The sequence below is a fragment of the Diaphorobacter oryzae DSM 22780 genome, assembly GCF_059568935.1.
On the sequence record NZ_JCANUL010000004.1, the window covers coordinates 338,198 to 357,905 of the forward strand.

18 protein-coding genes are annotated in these 19,708 nt (G+C 66.8%); 10 read left to right on the forward strand and 8 right to left on the reverse strand.

Annotation, left to right across the window (positions count from 1 at the left end; genetic code table 11):
* On the reverse strand, window positions 1–633 hold the full coding sequence (gene lolA / locus BP68_RS09490; RefSeq protein WP_496370999.1) for an outer membrane lipoprotein periplasmic chaperone LolA: 633 nt from the start codon (window positions 631–633) through the stop codon (window positions 1–3).
* Between the two features lie 58 nt (window positions 634–691).
* Window positions 692–3,034, reverse strand: coding sequence for a DNA translocase FtsK (locus BP68_RS09495; protein WP_496371001.1), 2,343 nt, complete (start codon window positions 3,032–3,034; stop codon window positions 692–694).
* A gap of 292 nt (window positions 3,035–3,326) precedes the next feature.
* Here BP68_RS09495 and trxB point away from each other — a divergent pair, with 292 nt between their 5' ends.
* From trxB to rpmG, 3 genes are all read left to right on the forward strand, one after another.
* Window positions 3,327–4,280 carry a thioredoxin-disulfide reductase gene (gene trxB / locus BP68_RS09500; protein ID WP_496371003.1) on the forward strand — a complete coding sequence of 318 codons (954 nt, stop codon included), beginning with the start codon at window positions 3,327–3,329 and terminating at the stop codon, window positions 4,278–4,280.
* Window positions 4,281–4,515: 235 nt separating this feature from the next.
* Window positions 4,516–4,749, forward strand: a complete 234-nt coding sequence (rpmB, locus tag BP68_RS09505) for a 50S ribosomal protein L28 (protein ID WP_003058229.1) — start codon at window positions 4,516–4,518, stop codon at window positions 4,747–4,749.
* A gap of 20 nt (window positions 4,750–4,769) precedes the next feature.
* Entirely contained in the window at window positions 4,770–4,940 is a 171-nt protein-coding gene (gene rpmG, locus BP68_RS09510) for a 50S ribosomal protein L33 (protein ID WP_496371005.1), read from the forward strand.
* Window positions 4,941–5,077: 137 nt separating this feature from the next.
* Here the strand turns inward: rpmG and BP68_RS09515 are convergent, their stop codons facing one another.
* Both BP68_RS09515 and BP68_RS09520 read right to left on the reverse strand, forming a co-directional pair.
* On the reverse strand, window positions 5,078–6,292 hold the full coding sequence (locus BP68_RS09515; RefSeq protein WP_496371007.1) for a DesA family fatty acid desaturase: 1,215 nt from the start codon (window positions 6,290–6,292) through the stop codon (window positions 5,078–5,080).
* A gap of 144 nt (window positions 6,293–6,436) precedes the next feature.
* Complete coding sequence (locus tag BP68_RS09520; protein WP_496371009.1) at window positions 6,437–7,714, reverse strand: RsmB/NOP family class I SAM-dependent RNA methyltransferase; 1,278 nt, start codon at window positions 7,712–7,714, stop codon at window positions 6,437–6,439.
* A 91-nt stretch (window positions 7,715–7,805) separates the two neighbouring features.
* Between BP68_RS09520 and BP68_RS09525 the strand changes: the two genes are divergently transcribed.
* Entirely contained in the window at window positions 7,806–8,057 is a 252-nt protein-coding gene (locus BP68_RS09525; protein ID WP_496371011.1) for a DUF1653 domain-containing protein, read from the forward strand.
* A 48-nt stretch (window positions 8,058–8,105) separates the two neighbouring features.
* Here the strand turns inward: BP68_RS09525 and purN are convergent, their stop codons facing one another.
* Window positions 8,106–8,684 (reverse strand): phosphoribosylglycinamide formyltransferase, encoded by a 579-nt coding sequence (gene purN, locus BP68_RS09530; RefSeq protein WP_496371013.1) that lies wholly within the window; start codon window positions 8,682–8,684, stop codon window positions 8,106–8,108.
* A gap of 23 nt (window positions 8,685–8,707) precedes the next feature.
* Between purN and BP68_RS09535 the strand changes: the two genes are divergently transcribed.
* From BP68_RS09535 to BP68_RS09545, 3 genes are all read left to right on the forward strand, one after another.
* Window positions 8,708–9,394: a YceH family protein gene (locus BP68_RS09535; RefSeq protein WP_496371015.1), complete on the forward strand. Its 687-nt coding sequence runs from the start codon at window positions 8,708–8,710 to the stop codon at window positions 9,392–9,394.
* A gap of 82 nt (window positions 9,395–9,476) precedes the next feature.
* On the forward strand, window positions 9,477–10,658 hold the full coding sequence (locus tag BP68_RS09540) for an acyl-CoA dehydrogenase family protein (protein WP_496371017.1): 1,182 nt from the start codon (window positions 9,477–9,479) through the stop codon (window positions 10,656–10,658).
* An 11-nt stretch (window positions 10,659–10,669) separates the two neighbouring features.
* Window positions 10,670–11,785 carry an acyl-CoA dehydrogenase family protein gene (locus tag BP68_RS09545; protein ID WP_496371019.1) on the forward strand — a complete coding sequence of 372 codons (1,116 nt, stop codon included), beginning with the start codon at window positions 10,670–10,672 and terminating at the stop codon, window positions 11,783–11,785.
* 103 nt (window positions 11,786–11,888) lie between these two features.
* Here the strand turns inward: BP68_RS09545 and BP68_RS09550 are convergent, their stop codons facing one another.
* The 3 genes from BP68_RS09550 to BP68_RS09560 form a co-directional block, all read right to left on the reverse strand.
* Window positions 11,889–12,419, reverse strand: a complete 531-nt coding sequence (locus BP68_RS09550) for a DUF3617 domain-containing protein (RefSeq protein ID WP_496371021.1) — start codon at window positions 12,417–12,419, stop codon at window positions 11,889–11,891.
* Between the two features lie 193 nt (window positions 12,420–12,612).
* A complete protein-coding gene (locus BP68_RS09555; protein WP_496371023.1) occupies window positions 12,613–14,388 on the reverse strand; it encodes an IPTL-CTERM sorting domain-containing protein in 1,776 nt (591 codons plus the stop codon).
* Between the two features lie 365 nt (window positions 14,389–14,753).
* Window positions 14,754–15,449 carry a response regulator transcription factor gene (locus tag BP68_RS09560; protein ID WP_496371025.1) on the reverse strand — a complete coding sequence of 232 codons (696 nt, stop codon included), beginning with the start codon at window positions 15,447–15,449 and terminating at the stop codon, window positions 14,754–14,756.
* A 385-nt stretch (window positions 15,450–15,834) separates the two neighbouring features.
* On the opposite strand from BP68_RS09560, the gene BP68_RS09565 reads away from it, so the two are divergent.
* From BP68_RS09565 to BP68_RS09575, 3 genes are all read left to right on the forward strand, one after another.
* Window positions 15,835–17,901 (forward strand): sensor histidine kinase, encoded by a 2,067-nt coding sequence (locus BP68_RS09565; RefSeq protein ID WP_496371027.1) that lies wholly within the window; start codon window positions 15,835–15,837, stop codon window positions 17,899–17,901.
* A gap of 70 nt (window positions 17,902–17,971) precedes the next feature.
* On the forward strand, window positions 17,972–19,291 hold the full coding sequence (locus tag BP68_RS09570) for a tetratricopeptide repeat protein (protein WP_496371029.1): 1,320 nt from the start codon (window positions 17,972–17,974) through the stop codon (window positions 19,289–19,291).
* A gap of 31 nt (window positions 19,292–19,322) precedes the next feature.
* A complete protein-coding gene (locus BP68_RS09575) occupies window positions 19,323–19,706 on the forward strand; it encodes a YybH family protein (protein WP_496371031.1) in 384 nt (127 codons plus the stop codon).
* Window positions 19,707–19,708 lie beyond the last annotated feature (2 nt).

Consider the following 19,708-nt stretch of genomic DNA (forward strand, 5'->3'; position numbering starts at 1 on the left):
TCACTGTTTCAACACGTCCGCGCCGGCGGGCGGCTGGAAGCGGAAGCTGTCCGCCGCCAAGGCGGGGTTGAGCTGCATGCCCGCAAAGCGGATCAGCGAGCGCTGGCCGAAGCTGTCCAGGATGTCCAGCGCCGCGAGCCGGCCGCCCTCGAAGCCCACGCGCACGCTCTTGAGCTGGCCGTCCCTGGCCTTCGGCGTGGCCAGCACCCACTGCAGGCCGTCCTGCTCGGGCGCGGATTCCAGCGTGTAGTCGGCGCGCAGCGCGGCCAGGTCGGGCGCGGAGGCCAGCAGCGCCGCGGGCGTGCTGCCCAGGGCCTTGTCCTGCGCGCGCTGCGTGACCTGGTTCAGGTCCACGTCGTAGAGCCACAGGGTCTGCCCATCGGCCACGATGGTCTGCTCGAACGGCTTCTTGTAGACGAACTTGAAGCGCCCCGGGCGCTGGAACTCGAAGCTGCCGCTCGATGTCTTGGTGCGCGCGGCCTGCCCCTCCTTGGGCGGCGAGGTCACGGCCTGCGTGAAGTCGGCCCGTCCGCTGTGGGCAGTCTTCATGAAGTTCTCAAGGTCTTTCAGGCCATCAGCCCATGCAGAGCAAGCGCCAGCAGCTATCAAAAACGCAACAAATGTCTTCTTCAACGCAGTTTCTCCATGCAAGAGGCGCGGCAGGGCAGTGCCCCACCGGGGTTCAGGCGGCTCACTCGGCGCGCGCCGGCACCAGCACCTCGCGCTGGCCGCTGCTGGTGAGCGCGCTCACCAGGCCGGCCTTCTCCATATCTTCGAGCAGCCGCGCCGAGCGGTTGTAACCAATGCGCAGCTTGCGCTGCACGTAGGAGATGCTGGCCTTGCGGTCCTTGAGCACCACCTGCACGGCCTGGTCGTACATCGGGTCCTTCTCGCCGCCGCCCTCGCCGTCGCCCAGGCCCAGGCCGCCGTCGTCGCCGTCCACGGTGCCGCCTTCGAGCACGCCGTCGATGTAGTCCGGCTCGCCCTGCTCCTTGAGGTAGCTGACGACGCGGTGCACCTCCTCGTCGCTCACGAAGGCCCCGTGCACGCGGATCGGCAGGCCCGTGCCGCTGGCCATGTAGAGCATGTCGCCCATGCCCAGCAGCGCCTCGGCGCCCATCTGGTCGAGGATGGTGCGGCTGTCGATCTTGCTGCTGACCTGGAAGGCGATGCGCGTGGGAATGTTGGCCTTGATCAGGCCGGTGATCACGTCCACGCTGGGGCGCTGCGTGGCCAGGATCAGGTGGATGCCGGCGGCGCGCGCCTTCTGCGCCAGGCGGGCAATGAGTTCCTCGATCTTCTTGCCCACCACCATCATCAGGTCGGCCAGCTCGTCGATCACCACCACGATGTGCGGCAGCCGCTCCAGCGGCTCGGGCTGTTCAGGCGTGAGGCTGAAGGGGTTGGGGATCGACTCCTCGCGCGCCTTGGCCTCGTCGATCTTGGTGTTGTAGCCGGCCAGGTTGCGCACGCCGAGCTTGCTCATGAGCTTGTAGCGCCGCTCCATCTCGGCCACGCACCAGTTCAGGCCGTGGGCGGCCTGCTTCATGTCGGTGACCACGGGGCACAGCAGGTGCGGAATGCCTTCGTAGACCGACATTTCCAGCATCTTGGGGTCGATCATCAGCAGGCGCACGTCGCGCGCCTCGGCCTTGTACAGCAGCGAGAGGATCATGGCGTTGATCCCCACCGACTTGCCCGAGCCCGTGGTGCCCGCCACCAGGCAGTGCGGCATCTTGGCCAGGTCCGCCACCACGGGCGCGCCCACGATGTCCTTGCCCAAGCCCATGGTCAGCATGCTCTTGGCGTCGTGGTAGACCTGCGAGCCCAGGATCTCCGACAAGCGGATGGTCTGGCGCTTGGCGTTGGGCAGCTCCAGCGCCATGAAGTTCTTGCCCGGAATGGTCTCGACCACGCGGATGGACACCAGCGACAGCGAGCGCGCCAGGTCCTTGGCCAGATTGACGATCTGCGAGCCCTTCACGCCCGTGGCGGGCTCGATTTCGTAGCGCGTGATCACCGGGCCGGGCATGGCGGCCACCACCGTGACCTCCACGCCGAAGTCCTTGAGCTTCTTCTCGATCAGGCGGCTGGTCATCTCCAGCGTCTCGGGCGACACGGTCTCCTGGCGCGCCTGCGCCGCGTCCAGCAGGTCCACCTGCGGCAGCTTGCTGTCGGGCATGTCGCTGAACAGGGGCTTCTGGCGCTCCTTCACCACGCGCGTGCTCTGCGGCACCTCGGCCAGCACGGGCTCGATGATCGTGACCGGCTGCGGGTGCTGCACCTCGATCTCGTGGCGCTCTTCCTGCACGCCCTCCTCGCGCTCGCGCGCGGCGCGCCGGCCCACGGCCACGTCCTTGGCCTTCTCGCGCTGGGCCCGGCCCGACTGCACGAGCGCGTCGATGCGCCCGCCCAGGCGCTCGGCCAGGTGCCCCCAGGAAAAGCGGAACACCAGCGCCGCGCCCAGCACCACCAGCATCACCCCGCCCAGGCCCGAGCCCGTGAAGCCCAGCCATTTCACGGCCAGCGGCCCCATCACATAGCCCAGCATGCCGCCGGCATGGCCGGGCAGCAGGCCCTCGAAGCGGTACAGCCGCGACCATTCCAGCGCCGTGCTGGCGCACAACAACAGTGCCAGGCCGCCCCAGAACAGTGCACGCCGCAGCCAGGGGCCGTGGGACGAGGCGCCCCGCCCCGGTTCGCCGCCGCGCATCCAGCGCGCCAGCGACGACAGCCAGGCGCGCACGCCCGCGGCCACGCACCACCAGACAGAAAAGCCCAGGATGAAATAGCTGCCATCGGCCAGCCAGGCGCCCAGGCGCCCCACCCAGTTGGACAACGGCTGCCCGTCGCCCGCGCCGGAGGTGGACCAGGCCGCGTCCTGCGCGGAGTAACTTGTGAGTGCCAGCAGCCAAAAGACCAGGGTCAGCAGGCCCAGGATGAGGCTGATTTCGTGACCGAAGCGCGCCGCACCGGACCGCGGCGCCGACTTGCCGGCAGAGGATGCGTTCAGTGTGTTGAGGGAATACGTCATGGGATAAGTGCGCGCAAGCTTACCGCATGGCAGCCGCGCGCCGCAGCCGGCGCCGGGCCCCGGCCGGGGGCGCCGCTGCCTCCATGAGAGCACGCGCGTGCAGCGCCTTCATGACAGGCCTGGCATTGCGCGCCATGCACCCATCCACGCGCTGTTATTCACCGCTTCATACAATGGCCACGATTGGCAACCGGACGGCGACGACCCCGCGGCCCGGTTGAAACTGGAGGGGCCGCCCCTCATGTCCCCTAGGTCGCCCGGCCATCGGGCGCGACAACCTTACTTCCCTACCATGTCCACTACCCAACACGCCAAAGTCATGATCCTCGGCTCCGGCCCTGCGGGCTACACCGCCGCCGTCTATGCCGCCCGCGCCAACCTCGACCCGGTGCTCATCACCGGGATCGCCCAGGGCGGCCAGCTCATGACCACGACCGAGGTGGACAACTGGCCGGCCGACGTGAACGGCGTGCAAGGCCCCGAGCTGATGCAGCGCTTCCTGGAGCATGCCGAGCGCTTCAAGACGCAGATCGTGTTCGACCACATCAACCAGGTGGACCTGTCCAAGCGCCCGTTCACGCTCAAGGGCGACAGCGGCACCTACACCTGCGACTCGCTCATCATCGCCACGGGCGCATCGGCCAAGTACCTGGGCCTGCCCTCCGAGGAGGCCTTCATGGGCCGGGGCGTGTCGGCCTGCGCCACCTGCGACGGTTTCTTCTACCGCGAGCAGGACGTGTGCGTGATCGGCGGCGGCAACACCGCCGTGGAAGAGGCGCTGTACCTGTCCAACATCGCCCGCAAGGTCACGCTGGTGCACCGCCGCGACAAGTTCCGCGCCGAGCCCATCCTGGTGGACAAGCTCATGGAGAAGGTCGCCGCCGGCAAGATCGAGCTCAAGACCTTCTTCACGCTCGACGAGGTGCTGGGCGACGACAGCGGCGTGACCGGTATCCGCATCAAGCACACGGAAGACGGCCATACCGAGGACATCGCCCTGCAGGGATGCTTCGTCGCCATCGGCCATGCCCCCAACACCGAGATCTTCCAGGGCCAGCTGGCCATGGAAAACGGCTACCTCATCACGCAGGGCGGCCTCAAGGGCTTCGCCACGCAGACCAGCGTACCCGGCGTGTTCGCCGCCGGCGACGTGCAGGACCATGTGTACCGCCAAGCCATCACCAGCGCCGGCACCGGCTGCATGGCGGCCCTGGACGCGCAGCGCTTCCTGGAACAGCAGCAATAAGGCCGGGGCCCCGCCGCCCCTCCAGCCAGCTCCTGCCCGGACGCCCGTGCGGGGGCTTTTTTCCGATCGGGCTATAATCTGCGGCTTTGCCGAATCTGGCGCCTTGTCAAAAGGGCTTTCGGTTCGGCAATCGGGCTACCGCCACCCGTTCAAACTGGCGAGGTGAGGCTGGCGGCACGCCCTGCTCCCGCGGGGGTCCAGCGCCGACAGCCGTTGCAACTTTCGGAGTGTCCTGATGGCACGCGTATGTGAAGTAACGGGCAAGAAGCCCATGGTGGGAAACAACGTCTCCCACGCCAACAACAAGACCAAGCGCCGTTTCCTGCCCAACCTGCAGTACCGCCGTTTCTGGGTGGAAAGCGAGAACCGCTGGGTGCGCCTGCGTGTTTCCAGCGCCGCTCTGCGTCTGATCGACAAGAACGGTATCGACTCCGTGCTCGCAGACATGCGTGCCCGTGGCCAAGCCTAATTTCCTGAAGGAGAAACACGATGGCTACTAAAGGCGGACGCGAAAAGATCAAGCTGGTGTCCACGGCCGCGACCGGTCACTTCTACACCACCACCAAGAACAAGAAGACGATGCCCGAGAAGATGTCGATCATCAAGTTCGACCCCAAGGCTCGCAAGCACGTCGAGTACAAGGAAGCCAAGCTGAAGTAATTCAGCCCCGGCCTTCCCGCCAAAGCCGCCCGGCATGACGCCCGGCGGCTTTTTTCTTGCCCATGAAAAAAAGCCGCACCCCATGCGGGGTGCGGCGTTCAATGGTTCATGGCCCCTCTACCGAGGGGCGGCATGGGTCAGGCATGGGCGGCGCGCAGGCGCTGCGAGAACTCCCGCAGCGCGGCGATGCCGCTTTCCTCCGCCCGGTGGCACCAGGCCTGCAGCTCGGCGGTGAGCTGGTCGCGCGACTGCGAGGTGTTGAGCCAGAGCTGGCGCAGCTCTTCGCGCATGGTCACCATCTTGTCGAGCACGGGGTGGGCAGCGCGCACCTCGGCCAGGCTGGGCCGGGCTCGTGCGGGCACCTTCTCAGCGTCGCGGTGCAGCCAGCGCTTGGCCGTCTTGAGCGCCGATACGTCGGCCTTGCGCGCCTTCAGGGCCGCGATCTCGTCCCTGCAGGCCTGGCGCACGCCGCGCGCGTAGCCGGCCATCACCTCGTAGCGGTTGGCGATGAGGGCCTCCAGGGTCTTCTCGTCCGCCACGGGGCGCATGGCCCCCAGCTTCAGCCGGGGCGGCAGCTTCTTCACCCGGGCCCAGCCCAGGCGCTGCAGCACGCTGATGTAGAGCCAGCCCACGTCGAACTCATACGGCTTGACCGAGAAGCGGGCCGAGGTGGGGTAGGTGTGGTGGTTGTTGTGCAGCTCCTCGCCGCCGATCACGATGCCCCAGGGCACGAGGTTGGTGGAGGCGTCCTGCGCCTCGAAGTTGCGGTAGCCCCAGTAGTGGCCCACGCCATTGACCACGCCCGCGGCCCAGAACGGAATCCACAGCATCTGCACGGCCCACACGGTGGCACCGACGGCGCCGAACAGCACCAGGTTGAGGACCAGCATCAGGGCCACGCCGTGCCAGGTGAAGCGGCCGTAGACCTGGCGCTCCATCCAGTCGTCGGGCGTGCCGTGGCCGAACTTCTGCAGCGTCTCGGCGTTCTTCGCCTCGGCGCGGTACAGCTCGGCGCCGCGCCACATCACGGTGCCCAGGCCGCGCGTCTGCGGGCTGTGCGGGTCGTCCGGCGTTTCGCACTTGGCGTGGTGCTTGCGGTGGATGGCCACCCACTGCCGGGTCACCATACCCGTGCCCAGCCACAGCCAGAAGCGGAAGAAATGCGACGGAACCGGCCCCAGGTCCAGCGCCCTGTGGGCCTGCGAGCGGTGCAGGAAGATGGTCACGGCGGCGATCGTGACGTGGGTGGTGGCCAGCGTGTAGAGCACGATCTGCCACCAGGCCAAATCCCACAGCCCATGGGCCAGCCAGTCGATGCCGGCATTCAGCACGGCGCCATCAGGTAACAACATACAAAAGCCTCGATCACCAAAACCGCCGCACGCCCCACGCGGCGCAGCGCATCCTATTAGGCACCACCCGCAGCTAACAGGCGCAGTACCCCAACCGCCAGCCGGGCCATTGGGCGCCGGCTACGGCCGGGGCGTGGAACGCCGTCAGCCCCTGCGCATCCAGACGGCGGCGAAGAATCCGTCCGTCTGGTGCAGATGCGGCCACAGCCGCAGATATCCAGTGCCGCTAGCGCCGCCATGGCTCAGGCTGGCGGCATCCGGCACCTTGAGCTGCGTGAGCAGTTCCCCCGCGTCCAGCGGCGTGAAGTCCGCATGGGCAGCACCGAAGGCCTCGGCAATGGCCTCGTTTTCCTGCGGCAGCATGCTGCAGGTGGCATAGACCAGGCGGCCGCCGGGCTTGACCAGCCGCGCGGCGCTTTCCAGGATGGCCGCCTGCTTGGCGGCCGTCTCCTGCAGCGCCTCGGGCGACTGGCGCCACTTCAGGTCCGGGTTGCGGCGCAGCGTGCCCAGGCCGGAGCATGGCGCATCGACCAGCACGCGGTCGATCTTGCCCGCCAGGCGCTTGATGCGCTCGTCGCGCTCGTGGGCGATGGCCGCCGGGTGCACGTTGGACAGGCCGCTGCGCGCCAGGCGCGGCTTGAGCGCCTCCAGCCGGTGGGCCGACACGTCGAAGGCATACAGCCGCCCGGTGCTGCGCATGGCGGCGCCAATCGCCAGCGTCTTGCCGCCGGCGCCGGCGCAAAAATCCACCACCATCTCGCCGCGCTTGGCGTCCAGCAGCAGCGCAAGCAGCTGCGAGCCCTCGTCCTGCACCTCGATCGCGCCGCGCGTGAACGCATTCAGCTTGGCGAGCGCAGGCTTGCCCGCCACGCGCAGGCCCCAGGGAGAATACGGCGTTACTACCGTTTTAATAGCTGCTTGCGCAAGCTCCTTCTGCACCTGGTCGCGTTTTTCCTTCAAGGCGTTGACGCGCAGGTCCAGCGGCGCGGGCTGGGCCAGGCTGTCGGCCAGGGCCCAAAAGCCCTCCTCGCCCAGTTGCTCCTTGAGGGGCGCCACCAGCCATTCGGGCAGGTTATGGCGGTGCGGGGCCAGCAGGTCGCCGGGCTGCACGGCGTCGCACTGGTCGAGCCAGGTCTTTTCCTGCTCCGACAGCGCGCTCTTCACAAAGTCGCGCAGGCCATGAAAGCCCAGGATGGCCAGGCGCCTCTCCTTGGGCCCCGAGCCCGAGCGCGCCAGCTGCTCGAACAGCAGCTTCTTGCGCAGCACGGTGTAGACGGTTTCGGAGAGCGTGGCGCGCTCGCGCGGGCCCAGCGCACGGTGGTCGCGGAAGTAGCGCGCCACCACGGCGTCGGCCGGGTGTTCAAAGGTGAGGACCAGCCTGACGAGTTCGGCGCAGGCGTCCAGAAGGGCTTTGGGATGCATGCCGCGATTGTCCCATCTTGTACCCTGTCGACCACGGCCGCCGTTGCCTGCACGCCCGGGCACGGTCCTTCCTGCATTTCCCCCAAAAACCATGAACGACGACGACCTGCCCCCCATGACCAGCACGCCGCCCGGCCTGTACCGCCACTACAAAGGCGGGATGTACGAGGTGATCGCCACCGCGCGCCACAGCGAAACGCTGGAGCCCATGACCGTGTACCGCGCCCTCTACGGCGAGCGGGGCCTGTGGGTGCGGCCCGCGGCCATGTTCAACGGCACGGTGCTCATCGACGGCCAGGCCCGGCCGCGCTTCGCGCGCAGCGAGCCGTCGACTGAGGATTAATGCAAAAACAACCTCTAGCGCTTACCCAGAAAGCGCCAATAGCTATGATTAGCGTAGCAGCTTCGCCAGCACGGCGCGCGGGTAGATCACATGCTCCTGCGTGAGCACGCGGGCCGCCAGCGCCTCTGCCGTGTCGTCCGGCAGCACAGGCACCACGGCCTGGTCCAGGATGGGCCCCACGTCGAGTTCGGCCGTCACGTCATGCACCGTGCAGCCCGCAAACCTGCAGCCCGCGTCGATGGCACGCTGGTGCGTGTGCAGGCCCGTGAAGGCCGGCAGCAGCGAGGGGTGGATGTTCACGATCCGGCCCGCGAAATGCTGCACGAAGCCCGGAGTGAGGATGCGCATGAAGCCCGCCAGCACCACCAGAGACGGCTCGTAGGCGTCGATGGCCTGGGCCAGCGCGGCGTCGAAGGCCTCGCGCGTGGCGTAGGCCTTGTGGTCCAGCACCTGGGTGGCAACGCCCTCGGCCGATGCCAGCGCCAGGCCCTTGGCGTCGGCCCGGTTGCTCAGCACGGCGGCCACGCGGACGCCGTGGCGGCCCGCCCAATCCTGCTGCTGTGCGGTGCGAACGATGGCCGCCATGTTGGAGCCGCCACCTGAGATCAAAATCACGATGTTCTTCATTTGACGGAAATTATCCCCCGCCCATGCCCTTCGACGCCCGTACCCGCCCCCTGACGCCCGCCGAGGCCCGCGTGCTGGCCACGCTGCTGGAGAAATCCCGCACCGTGCCCGACAGCTACCCGCTCACCCTCAACAGCCTGTCGGCCGGCTGCAACCAAAAAAGCAGCCGCGACCCGGTGATGCAGCTGTCCGACGGCGAGGTGCAGGAGGCGCTGGACGGCCTGCGCCGGCTGGCGCTGGTGGTGGAGATCGGCGGCGCCCGCGTGGCCCGCTGGGAACACAACTTCCCGCGCGGCGTGGGCGTGCCCGACCAGTCCGCCGTACTGCTGGGCCTGCTGATGCTGCGCGGCCCGCAGACCGCGGGCGAGTTGCGCATCAACGCCGAGCGCTGGCACCGCTTTGCCGACATCTCCTCGGTCGAGGCCTTCCTGGACGAGTTGCAGGAACGCTCGGACGAGAAGGGCGGCCCGCTGGTCACGCTGCTGCCGCGCGCCCCCGGCGCGCGCGAGCAGCGCTGGGCCCACCTGCTGTGCGGGCCGGTGGATGCCGCCGCCATGGCGCAGTCCCCCGCGCCCGCCGCCGAGGGCGGCGACGGCACCCTGGCGCAACGCGTGCGGGCGCTGGAGTCCGAGGTGGCCCAGCTGCGCGCCACCGTGCTGCGCCTGTGCGAGCAACTGGGCGTGGCCGCGGACGACGACGCCCAGCCCTAGCCGCCGGCGCGGCAGTGTCACGGTGCGGACAGGGAGGAAAAGCACGCCCGTGCTACAACCGCCGCTTCACTGGAGACACCGTATGGATCTTGCATTCACCCCCGAAGAGCAGGCCTTCCGCGCAGAGGTACGCGCCTGGGTGCGCACCCACCTGCCGCAGGACATCGCCCACAAGGTGCACCACGCGCTGCGCCTGACCAAGGACGACATGCAGCGCTGGGCCAAGATCCTGGGCGCCCAGGGCTGGCTGGGCTACGGCTGGCCCCAGGAGTTCGGCGGCCCCGGCTGGAACGCCGTGCAAAAGCATTTGTTCGAGGAGGAATGCGCCCTGGCCGACGCGCCGCGCATCGTGCCCTTCGGCCCGGTGATGGTGGCGCCCGTCATCATGGCCTTCGGCTCGCCCGCGCAGCAAAGGCGCTTCCTGCCCGGCATCGCCAGCGGCGAGGTGTGGTGGAGCCAGGGCTACAGCGAGCCGGGCGCGGGCTCCGACCTGGCCAGCCTGAAGACCCGCGCCGAGCGCGTGGGCGACAAATACATCGTCAACGGCCAGAAGACCTGGACCACGCTGGGCCAGCATGGCGACTGGATGTTCAACCTGGTGCGCACCAGTACCGAGGGCAAGCCGCAGACGGGCATCAGCTTTCTGCTGCTGGACATGAAGAGCCCCGGCGTGACGGTGCGGCCCATCAAGCTGCTGGACGGCGAGTGCGAGGTCAACGAGGTGTTCTTCGACAACGTCGAGGTGCCGGCCGACCAGCTCATCGGCGAGGAAAACAAGGGCTGGACCTACGCCAAGCACCTGCTGAGCCACGAGCGCACCAACATCGCCGACGTGAACCGCAGCAAGCGCGAACTGGAGCGCCTCAAGCGCATCGCCAAGGCCGAGGGCCTGTGGGACGACGCGCGCTTTCGCGACCAGATCGCGCTGCTGGAGGTGGACATCGTGGCGCTGGAGATGCTGGTGCTGCGCGTGCTCTCCGCCGAGAAGAGCGGCAAGAACCCGCTGGACATCGCGGGCCTGCTGAAGATCCGCGGCAGCGAGATCCAGCAGCGCTACGCCGAGCTGATGATGCTGGCAGCCGGCCCCTTCGCCCTGCCCTTCATCGAAGAGGCCATGGAGGCGGGCTGGCAGGGCGACTTCCCCGGCGGGGCCGTGGCCCACGCGCCGCTGACCAGCACCTACTTCAACATGCGCAAGACCACGATCTACGGCGGCAGCAACGAAGTGCAGCGCAACATCGTGGCGCAGACCGTGCTGGGCTAAGGAGAACACACATGGACTTCGATTTTTCCGACGACCAGCAGTCGCTGCGCGACGCCGTGCGCAAGTGGGTGGACAAGGGCTATGCCTTCGAGCGCCGCCGCGCCATCGTCGCCGCGGGCGGCTTCGACCGCACGGCCTACGGCGAGCTGGCCGCGCTGGGCCTGACGGCCCTGACCGTGCCCGAGGCCCATGGCGGCCTGGGCCTGGGCGCCGTGGATGCCATGGTCGCCATGGAAGAGCTGGGCCGCGGCATCGTGCTGGAGCCGCTGGCCCAGGCCTTCGTCGCCGCCAGCGTGCTCGGCCACTGCGCCGGCGCCGACGTGCAGGCCGCCTGGCTGCCGCGCATCGCCAGCAGCGAGGCCCTGGTGGTGCTGGCGCACCAGGAACGCAAGGCGCGCTACCGCCTGGACGTTTGCGAGGCAAAAGCGGCCACAACGCCCGATGGATATGCGCTGACAGCTACTAAAAGCATAGTACCCGCCGGTGACCAGGCCGACGCCTTCCTGGTCCCCGCCCAGCTGGAGGGCCGCATCGCCCTCTTCCTGGTGGAACGCGCCGCCACGGGCGTGGCCACGCGCGGCTACGGCACGCAGGACGGCGGCCGCGCCGCGGAACTGGCGCTGACGAACGCCCCCGCCACCCTGGTCGCCATCGACGGCCTGGCCGCGCTGGAGCTGGCGGTGGACACCGGCATCGCCGCCCACTGCGCCTACGCCGTGGGCGTGATGGAACAGACCCTGGCCGCCACCGCCGACTACCTGAACCAGCGCCGGCAGTTCGGCGTGCCCATCGCCAGCTTCCAGGCCCTGCGCCACCGCGTCGCCGACATGAAGATGCAGTTGGAGCTGGCCCGCTCCATGAGCTACTACGCCAGCCTGAAGCTGGGCGAGGAGCCCAGCGAGCGCCGCCGCGCCCTCTCGCGCGCCAAGGTGCAGCTGGGCCAGTCCATGCGCTTCGTGGGCCAGCAGGCCGTGCAGCTGCACGGCGGCATCGGCGTGACGGATGAGTACATCGTCAGCCACTACTTCAAGACGCTCACCCAGCTCGAAATCGCCTGGGGCGACACGCTGCACCACCTGGGCGAGGTATCGGCGCGGATGCAAGAGACGGCGGGGGTGTTTGCCTGAGCGAGGGAAGCTGACCAACAGGCCTGGCGCTCGAGCACCATTCATAAAAAAAAGCCCCGCAGGTGTCATGCCTGCGGGGCTTTTTTTCTGAGCGGACCACACATCAATGGCGATGTTCGCGCTCTTCATGCCCGTGCATTGCTGCACGCTTTTTGTCATCCAAGACATTCACCGTAATTCCATTTGGCAACGTCATATCGCCTGCACGCTGCCCCGGCTTGCACTCGCCCAGCCACCGGCCCTCGAAGAGGCGACGGCCGGTATTGTCCATCGGTGTCTGCGCATACTTCACTTCGTAGGCTCCGCGGTAGGAGGTTTCCAGATCGCCTTGCAACTCCATGCGGGTTTCCACACGGTTGTCGTGCACATAACATACTGTCCGGATGTCATGTCCCCCTCCAGCACTTGGGGCACGGCGTGTGATCTTCACCTCGCCACAGCTGCGTCCAGGCTTGATGGGTAATAGCATATAGGCATCATCCTCCTTGCGCGTGCACTGCAGCACCGTTTGCGGCTTGGAGGACGCCTGCCCGTGACGTTTCAGAACCAGATCGTCACTGCGCTCCGTAACTTCCCATAGACCGCTCTTGCGCGCAGGCAACGTGGGTTTAGAGCCTTCCTTTTTCGCTCTCACAGGAGCCTCATGTGCCTCGCCATACGCTGGCAGCAGGGCCGCCCCTATGAATAGCACCATCACCCACCGGAAATTTCGCATTCCCCAGCCTCCCAATCCCTTTTGAAAAGTGCAATCGCAGCCCCTCTTGGAAAGGAAAAAGCCAGTGGCATCCCAAGATGCCGCTGGCCTCAAGAAGCGACCGCGCGCCGTATTACCAGACGCGGCGTCGGCTCACACCGATGGCAAATAGCCCCATCAGGGTTGAGAGAGCGATAAGCCCCCACTCGCTCAAGGTAGGAATCGCAGAGGTGGTGCCCACGGGCCCCACGACCACAGCCCCACCAGGGCCAGCCCCAGGCACCGGCACGACATTGCCAGTGGTGCCCGATGTAGGCGCAGCGTTGGTGCTATTGCCGGTCACCTTGATGCTTACCGATTTGCCAGGCACATTGTCAGCGGGATCATTGGGCGTTCCACTGATCGGGCAAATCACCTTCTTTCCAATCGGCACATCAGCAGGAGCCGTCCAATTCGCCCCATCCATAGTGCACTGCCCCACCGTCACGCCAGCCGGTAATCCACTGATGCTACAGGTCGCACCGATCGCCACCGTCGAGCCCTGGTTCGTGCAGGAATACTCCGAGCCTGCCGGCAGGGGCTGGCCATAGGGCATTGATGTGGGCACTTTGCTGACATCGGGCACCAAATCCGCCAGCAGCGCCGTCAGCACCAATTGGCCTGTTGAAGGCGTTACACCAGTGCCGCTGATAGGGTAGTAACCATTGTTGACCGAATCGGCATTGGTGTTCGCAGGAACACGCACCGTCATCGTGAAGGTGCCAGATTCGCCTGGCTGCAAGGTCCCAATCGTGCAGGAGGCCTGCCAAGGCGTATCCACCGATGCGGGCTCCACGCCCGTCGGCGCAGCGCATGCTCCTCCACCGAATGTGGGGTTCGTGATACCGACAAAGGTGGTCCGCTGCTTGTCACTCAGGTTTCGAATATTGGACGTGACCGGCAAGGAGGGCTCGACCACCACACCGTTTACAGTGGTCGTGCCGTTGTTGGTGTAGGTGTAGGTGTAGGTGATGTCGGTCCACGTGCCACCCGCGTCGTGAGAGTACACGGCCTTCGGGCCTTCGGCGGTGATCCACAGCGTATCTGCCAAGCCCGACTCGATCTCGGTGCGCACATCCCGCAAGTAAAACGCCCCCGCATGCAAAGTGTCTGCACAGCCGGCAGCCGTCACGCGCAACTGGACCTTATCCCCCGCCGCGATGTCGCTGGCGTCAAGAGGAATGTCATAGTCCACCCAATTGGTAGTGGAGTAGGCATTACCGGCAATCGTGACGGAGGACCATTGCACACCGGCCTGCGCCGCATAGTTATACGAGGTGTAGAGCACTTTCTCTGTGGGAGTACCGGCGTTCTTCACCACATCGATGAAATAGTACGGAAGCCTTTCACCCGTGTGGCCCGCACTTTCCAGCATGGGCGCCCCCAAAAAGCGCAGGTGCACTTTGTTTTTGCCGTGAACGGGGTGCAAATCAATGTCCGCATTCGCCACCGTGAATTCCTGCTGTATTGAACTGGCACGTGTTCGATCGCCTCCGGGATTGGTGAGATTGCCGCCTCGGGCAGGATTGTTAATGCGTGCCACAAAGCCCGGCCAATGCAAGTTGCCGCCATTGGCTGGCGTACCGGAAGCAGCAGCACCCAGCACGGCAGACTGGGATGTGTACTGATTTACATCCTTTTCCGTCATGCCCAAATCTGCAAAATTTTTGGGAATCAGGGGAGCGGCGGCAGTCCCCATAACGGCACGCTTGTAGCCGTGAGGACTCCAAGCTACAGAAAGATCGTTGTTTGCGAAATTACCATCCTGAATGCTCGCTGCGCCTGCCGCCGAGGCCAGCATCAAACCTGTGGTCGCAGCAGTAAACGCCAATAATTGTGAGCATCTGCTCGTGAATTTTCTGAATTTCATTTAAATCGCTCCTCTGATTGATAAACACCGATAAAAAGTTCATCGCACGTATCCCGCGCTGCGCATGGCAAGCAAGAGCGCTCGCAGGCCATCCGCCCCTCCCCAGCCAGCACGATTCACACCTCAATGTCCCTCGGTTTTTGGCCCGCTTCTGCGCGCCGCCATTGTTCCGTTGCGCAATCTATAGTTTCAAATTGTTGAGAATCACCTTCGAACGCACCATATGCAAAAACTCACGAGCGCACATATTTTTCGGAAAACCACACTTATTAACGATTTTGTCTGATGCCAAGCATGCCCCCCTTAGACTAGGGCAGTAAAAGTTTCAACCCCTACTGGAATCCCTCCGAAGTACACGTAGCGATTTAGACGACAAACACCAACCCCTTGCCAAACACCGCCCGCACCGGCAGCGCCATGCCGGTGGCCTCCTGCGTCTTGCGCCGCAGGCGGGTGAGTTGCGATTCGATGCGGTGGTAGCCGTCCTCCGCGCCGTCCACGCCCATGGCCTCGGTCAGCGCCTGCTTGGTCACCAGGCCGCCGCGGGTGGCCAGGAGGTGCCCCAGCAATTCCAGCTCACGGGTGGTCAAGGCGACGGCCTGCAGGTTGGGCGCCACCAGCCGGGCGCCCGCCGTGTCCAGCCGCCAAGGCGCGGCGATGTCGGCCTGGGGATGCTGCCTGGCCTCGGCGCGGCGCAGCTGCGATCGGATGCCCGCCACCAGCTCGTTCATGTCGGCAGGCTTGACGAAATACTGCAGGGCGCCGGCATCCAGTCCCGCGATGCGGCTTTCCAGGTCGCCGCGCGCCGTGAGCACGACCACGGGCACGCCCTGCCGGGCCAGGCGCTGCACCAGGCTCAGGCCATCCTCGCCGGGCAAGCCCAGGTCGACGACGACGAGGTCGGCCCGCTCGCGCAGCAGCCGCACGTAGAAATCCTCTGCGGACTCGGCACCCCAGGCATGCATGCCGCTCTTGACGAGAAAGCGGCATACGTTGGAACGTATGTCTTCGTCGTCTTCAACCACCGCGACGGCGGAACTGGCGGGCGATAGCGTTTGCATGGCGAAACCTAATGATTGAAGGCATATTGATTGATTCAATCTTGCATCGCCATGCACAAAAAATCACAAAAACTCACAAATCAAGTGGACTACCCGTTGATGCATCCACTGAATACCGCGGTTTCACGGCTCCAGCCACCTCCATGCAGCAGGGGCGTTGCGCGCGCAAGGCCTTGCCTGGTGGGCACGGCCACGCCCGGCCAATGCGTTGGCGCCATGCCGGCACGCCGTTGACCTGTCTCAGGAAAGCAACACTGCACAGCAACCCTGGGCCCTGCGAGTGCCCCGGTGGCACGGTTGGCCGCCAACGCCACCCATTGATAGTAAAAACTGCCTCAAGCCCTTATCCCACAAGCGCAACAAGCTATACATTTTGATTAATACCATGAACCAGGACTCGTTCAGCCGGGCCGCCACCCTTGGCTTCCTCAGCTGGCTCGCCGCGTCGTTGGGGCTGGTGGCGCTGTGCATCTTTGGCTCCTCGCTGCTGTGGCCGACCGCGGCCGGGGTGCGGCTGGGAACCGACCTGCCGGTGCAGTTGCTGGAAGACCCCGCCGGCCGTTTCACGGCGGCCGAGGTGGCAGCACTGCCCGACGCGGCCTTCACCCCCCTGAACGGCCCGCTGAACGAGGGCTACAGCCGCAGCGTGTACTGGCTGCGCGCCAGCCCGCCCGTGGTGGCCGGCAGCGCGGACGACCCTTTGTGGCTGGAGATCACGCCGGCCTACCTGGACAAGGTGACGCTGTACCAGCCCGGGGGCGACGGCGCCACATGGCGGGGGCGCGACAGCGGCGACGACGTGCCCATGGCACAGCGCATACGCACGCGGCAACTCCTGTTCCCCGTCACCGAGGGGCGCCCCCTGATCCTGCGCGTGCAGACCACCAGCGCCTCGCACGCGTATCCCGTCGTACGGCGCAACAGCGCGCTGGTCGCCCACCTGGCCGGCGTGGAATGGTCGACGGGCGCGCACCTGGGCATCAGCCTGCTGCTGGCCCTGCTGCTGGGCGGCGCCGCGCTGGCACTGCGCATACGCGCGCTCACGGCCATGACGGCGTTCTCCGCGATGGCCTTCGTGCACAGCGTCAACGTGCAGGGCTATGCGTTGCTGTGGTTGCCCCAGACCTATGCGCACTGGAGCGACACGCTGGTCAGCGTGGGTGTTTTCCTGCTGCCGGCGGCCTCGGCCTGGCAGGTGCGCGAGGTGATGACGCGCGGCACCCGCTGGCGGCGCGTGGACCAGGTACTGGCCGTGCTGACGTTCGCCTCGCTGGCCTGCATTGCCAGCATCCCGCTGGGCTGGTACACGCCCTTTGCCGCGTTCGCGATCGCCGTGCCGTGGCTGTGCAGCATCCTGGCGTCCTGGGTGGGCTGGAGCAACATGCGCCGCGAAGGCCCTTCGCTGGTGGGCATCTTGCTGATGGTGCCCTACACCACCTATGCGCTGCTGGGGGGCTACGTCGCCATTGCCGCCATGGGCCTGGTGCCTGCGGCCATCCACACGGGCACCTACTGGCAGCTCATGGCCCTGCTGCTCAACATCGTGCTCGCGGTGGCCGTCGGGCTGCGCCTGGTCCAGCGGTTCCGCGCCTCCATCGTGCGGCAGGCGCAGCTGGTGGAGTCGCTGGGACGGTCCGAGCATTCGCTGGAAGAGCGGGTGCGCCTGCGCACCGAGGAGCTGCTGCACACCCAGAACGCACTGCAGGCGGCGCTGCACAGCGAGCGCACGATGCGCCTGGAGCAGCGCCAGTTTTTCAACATGGTGAACCATGAGTTCCGCACGCCGCTCACGGTGATCGACAGCGCGGCCACCGAGCAGTGGACGTTCCCCTCGGCCGAGATCAGCCCGCAGGTCGAGCGCGCGGCGCAGATCCGCCGCGCCTGCCGCCGCCTGACGGCGCTTGTGGAGAACTGCCTGGTCAGCGAGCGCCTGGACGCCCCCGGCTTCGCACTGCAGCCGGGCCTGGCCTCGGTCCCGGCCCTCGTCGAGGAAGCCGCGCAGCTCGTGCGCTGGTCGCCGCGCCACCAGCTGCGGCTGCTCATGCAGGATGCGCCAGCGCAGTGGGCCTGCGACCCCACTCTGGTGCACATCGCCCTGTCCAATCTGGTGGACAACGCGGTCAAGTACGCGCAGCCGGGGCAGATCCTCGTAGCCGCAGCCAGGAATGGGCAGGGCGCGCTGGAGCTGTCGGTCACGGATGAGGGCCCGGGGCTACCGCCCGATGCGGTGCAGTGGATCTTCGACCAGTTCGAGCGCGGCCACCGCACCGACCAGGCCCGGGGCTTCGGCCTGGGCCTGTGGATGGCCCGCCGGGTGGCGCGCCTGCACGGCGGCGACGTGCAGGTGCGCTCCGCGCCAGGAATGGGCACCTGCTTCACGCTCACCCTGCCCGCGCAAGCCCCCGCCGCCGGCACGTGGGAACCAGCGCCCGGCGAGGCGAATCCACGATAATGCCGGATTGCCCCGCGGGGCCTCGGCCCCGCGGTGCCCGCCACGGGCCTTTCATTTTTGCTGTTCCTCCATGAGCGCTACCGCCCCCCAAGCCGACCCCATCCGCAAGTACCTCGAAACCGCCCGCACGCAGATTGCCAAGAGCGAGTTGCGCGAAGCCGCCCAGACGTTGAACAAGGCCCAGCGCATCCTGCCCAATGACGCGCGCATCTTCATGATGGCGGGCCTGATGGCCGAGAAGTCGGGCAACGTGAAGGGCGCCTTCGAGGCCCTGCGCAAGAGCGTGGCCCTGGCCCCGGACTGGGGCCCCGGACTGCTGGAGCTGGCGCTGCTGCTGGCGCGGCAAAACCAGTTCCAGGAAGCCGTAGAAACGGCCGAGAAGGTCGCCCAGCTGGAGCCCCGGAACCTGCTGGTGCTGGCCAGCGTGGTGGACATCGCGCACCGCGCGGGTCACGCCGAGATGGCCGTCAAGCACCTGCGGCGCGGCCTGGAGCTGGTGCCCGGCGACGTGCAGCTGCAGCGCCTGCTGGCCCGCGACCTCAACAACCTCGGCCAGTACGCCGAGGCGCTGGAGCTGTGGAACGGCCTGATCGCGCAGGATGCCAAGGACACGGAAGCCCTGATGGGGCGCGTGCTGACCCTGCTGGCCGCCGGCAAGCCCGCACAGGCGATTGCCGACACCACCACGCTGCTGGAGCTGGCCCCGGGTGACTCGGTCTATGCCTATTACAACGCGCTGGCCCACGGCATCACGCCGCCGCACCAGCCCATCGAGCTGAACCGCCACATCTTCGACGGCATGGCCGAGGTCTACGACCAGCACACGGTGCGCGGCCTGCGCTACCAGCTGCCCAAGATCGTGGCCGACAAGATCCTGGCGCGCTACCCCGAAAAGCGCCTCAACGTGCTGGACCTGGGCTGCGGCACGGGCCTGCTGGGCGTGTGCCTGGGTCGCATCGACGGCTTCCTGATCGGCGTGGACGTGTCCACCAAAATGATCGAACAGGCCCACCGCCACAAGGTGTACGACCGTTTCCACACGGTCAATCTGCTGGACGCGGTGCGCGAGACGCCGGGCTCGATCTACGAGGTGATCACGGCACTGGACGTGCTGATCTACACCGGCGACCTGACCGAAACCATCCCCAACGCACAGCGCATCCTGCTGCCCGCGGGCGATTTCTACTTCTCCTGCGAGACCGCGCCCGAAGAGGGCCCCGACCTCGTGCTGCAGGCCAACGGCCGCTATGCCCACAAGCGCAGCCATGTGCAGGAGCTGTGCCGCCAGGCCGGCTTCGAGTCGGTGGAGATCGAAGACCTGGTGCTGCGCTACGAGGGCGGAGAGCCCGTGCAGGGCTTCGTGGTGGCGGCCCGCAAGGCCGCCGCATAAGGCAAGGCCCCGGCCGCATCAGAGGCAAGACATGTCCGACCATCCGGTGATCGCCCTGGAGCAGGCGGCGCTTGAGCGCTGGTGCAACGGCGACCCGGACGGGTTTCTGGACCTCTGCGCGGACGATGTCGTCTATTTCGACCCGTTCCTGCCGGCGCGGCTGGACGGCTTCGAACAGCTCAAGGCGCATTACGACGGCCTGCGCGGCAAGATCTTCGCGCCGCGCCACACCATGATCCAGCCGCTGGTGCAGACCATCGGCGAGGTTGCCGTGCTGACCTTCCGTTTCGTGTCCTACAGCGGCAGCGAAGGCGCCGAAATGCGCTGGAACTGCACGGAGGTCTACCGGCAGCGCGGCGATCGCTGGCAGATCATCCAGACGCACTGGTCCTTCACCGCCGCGGGCCTCGGCTGACC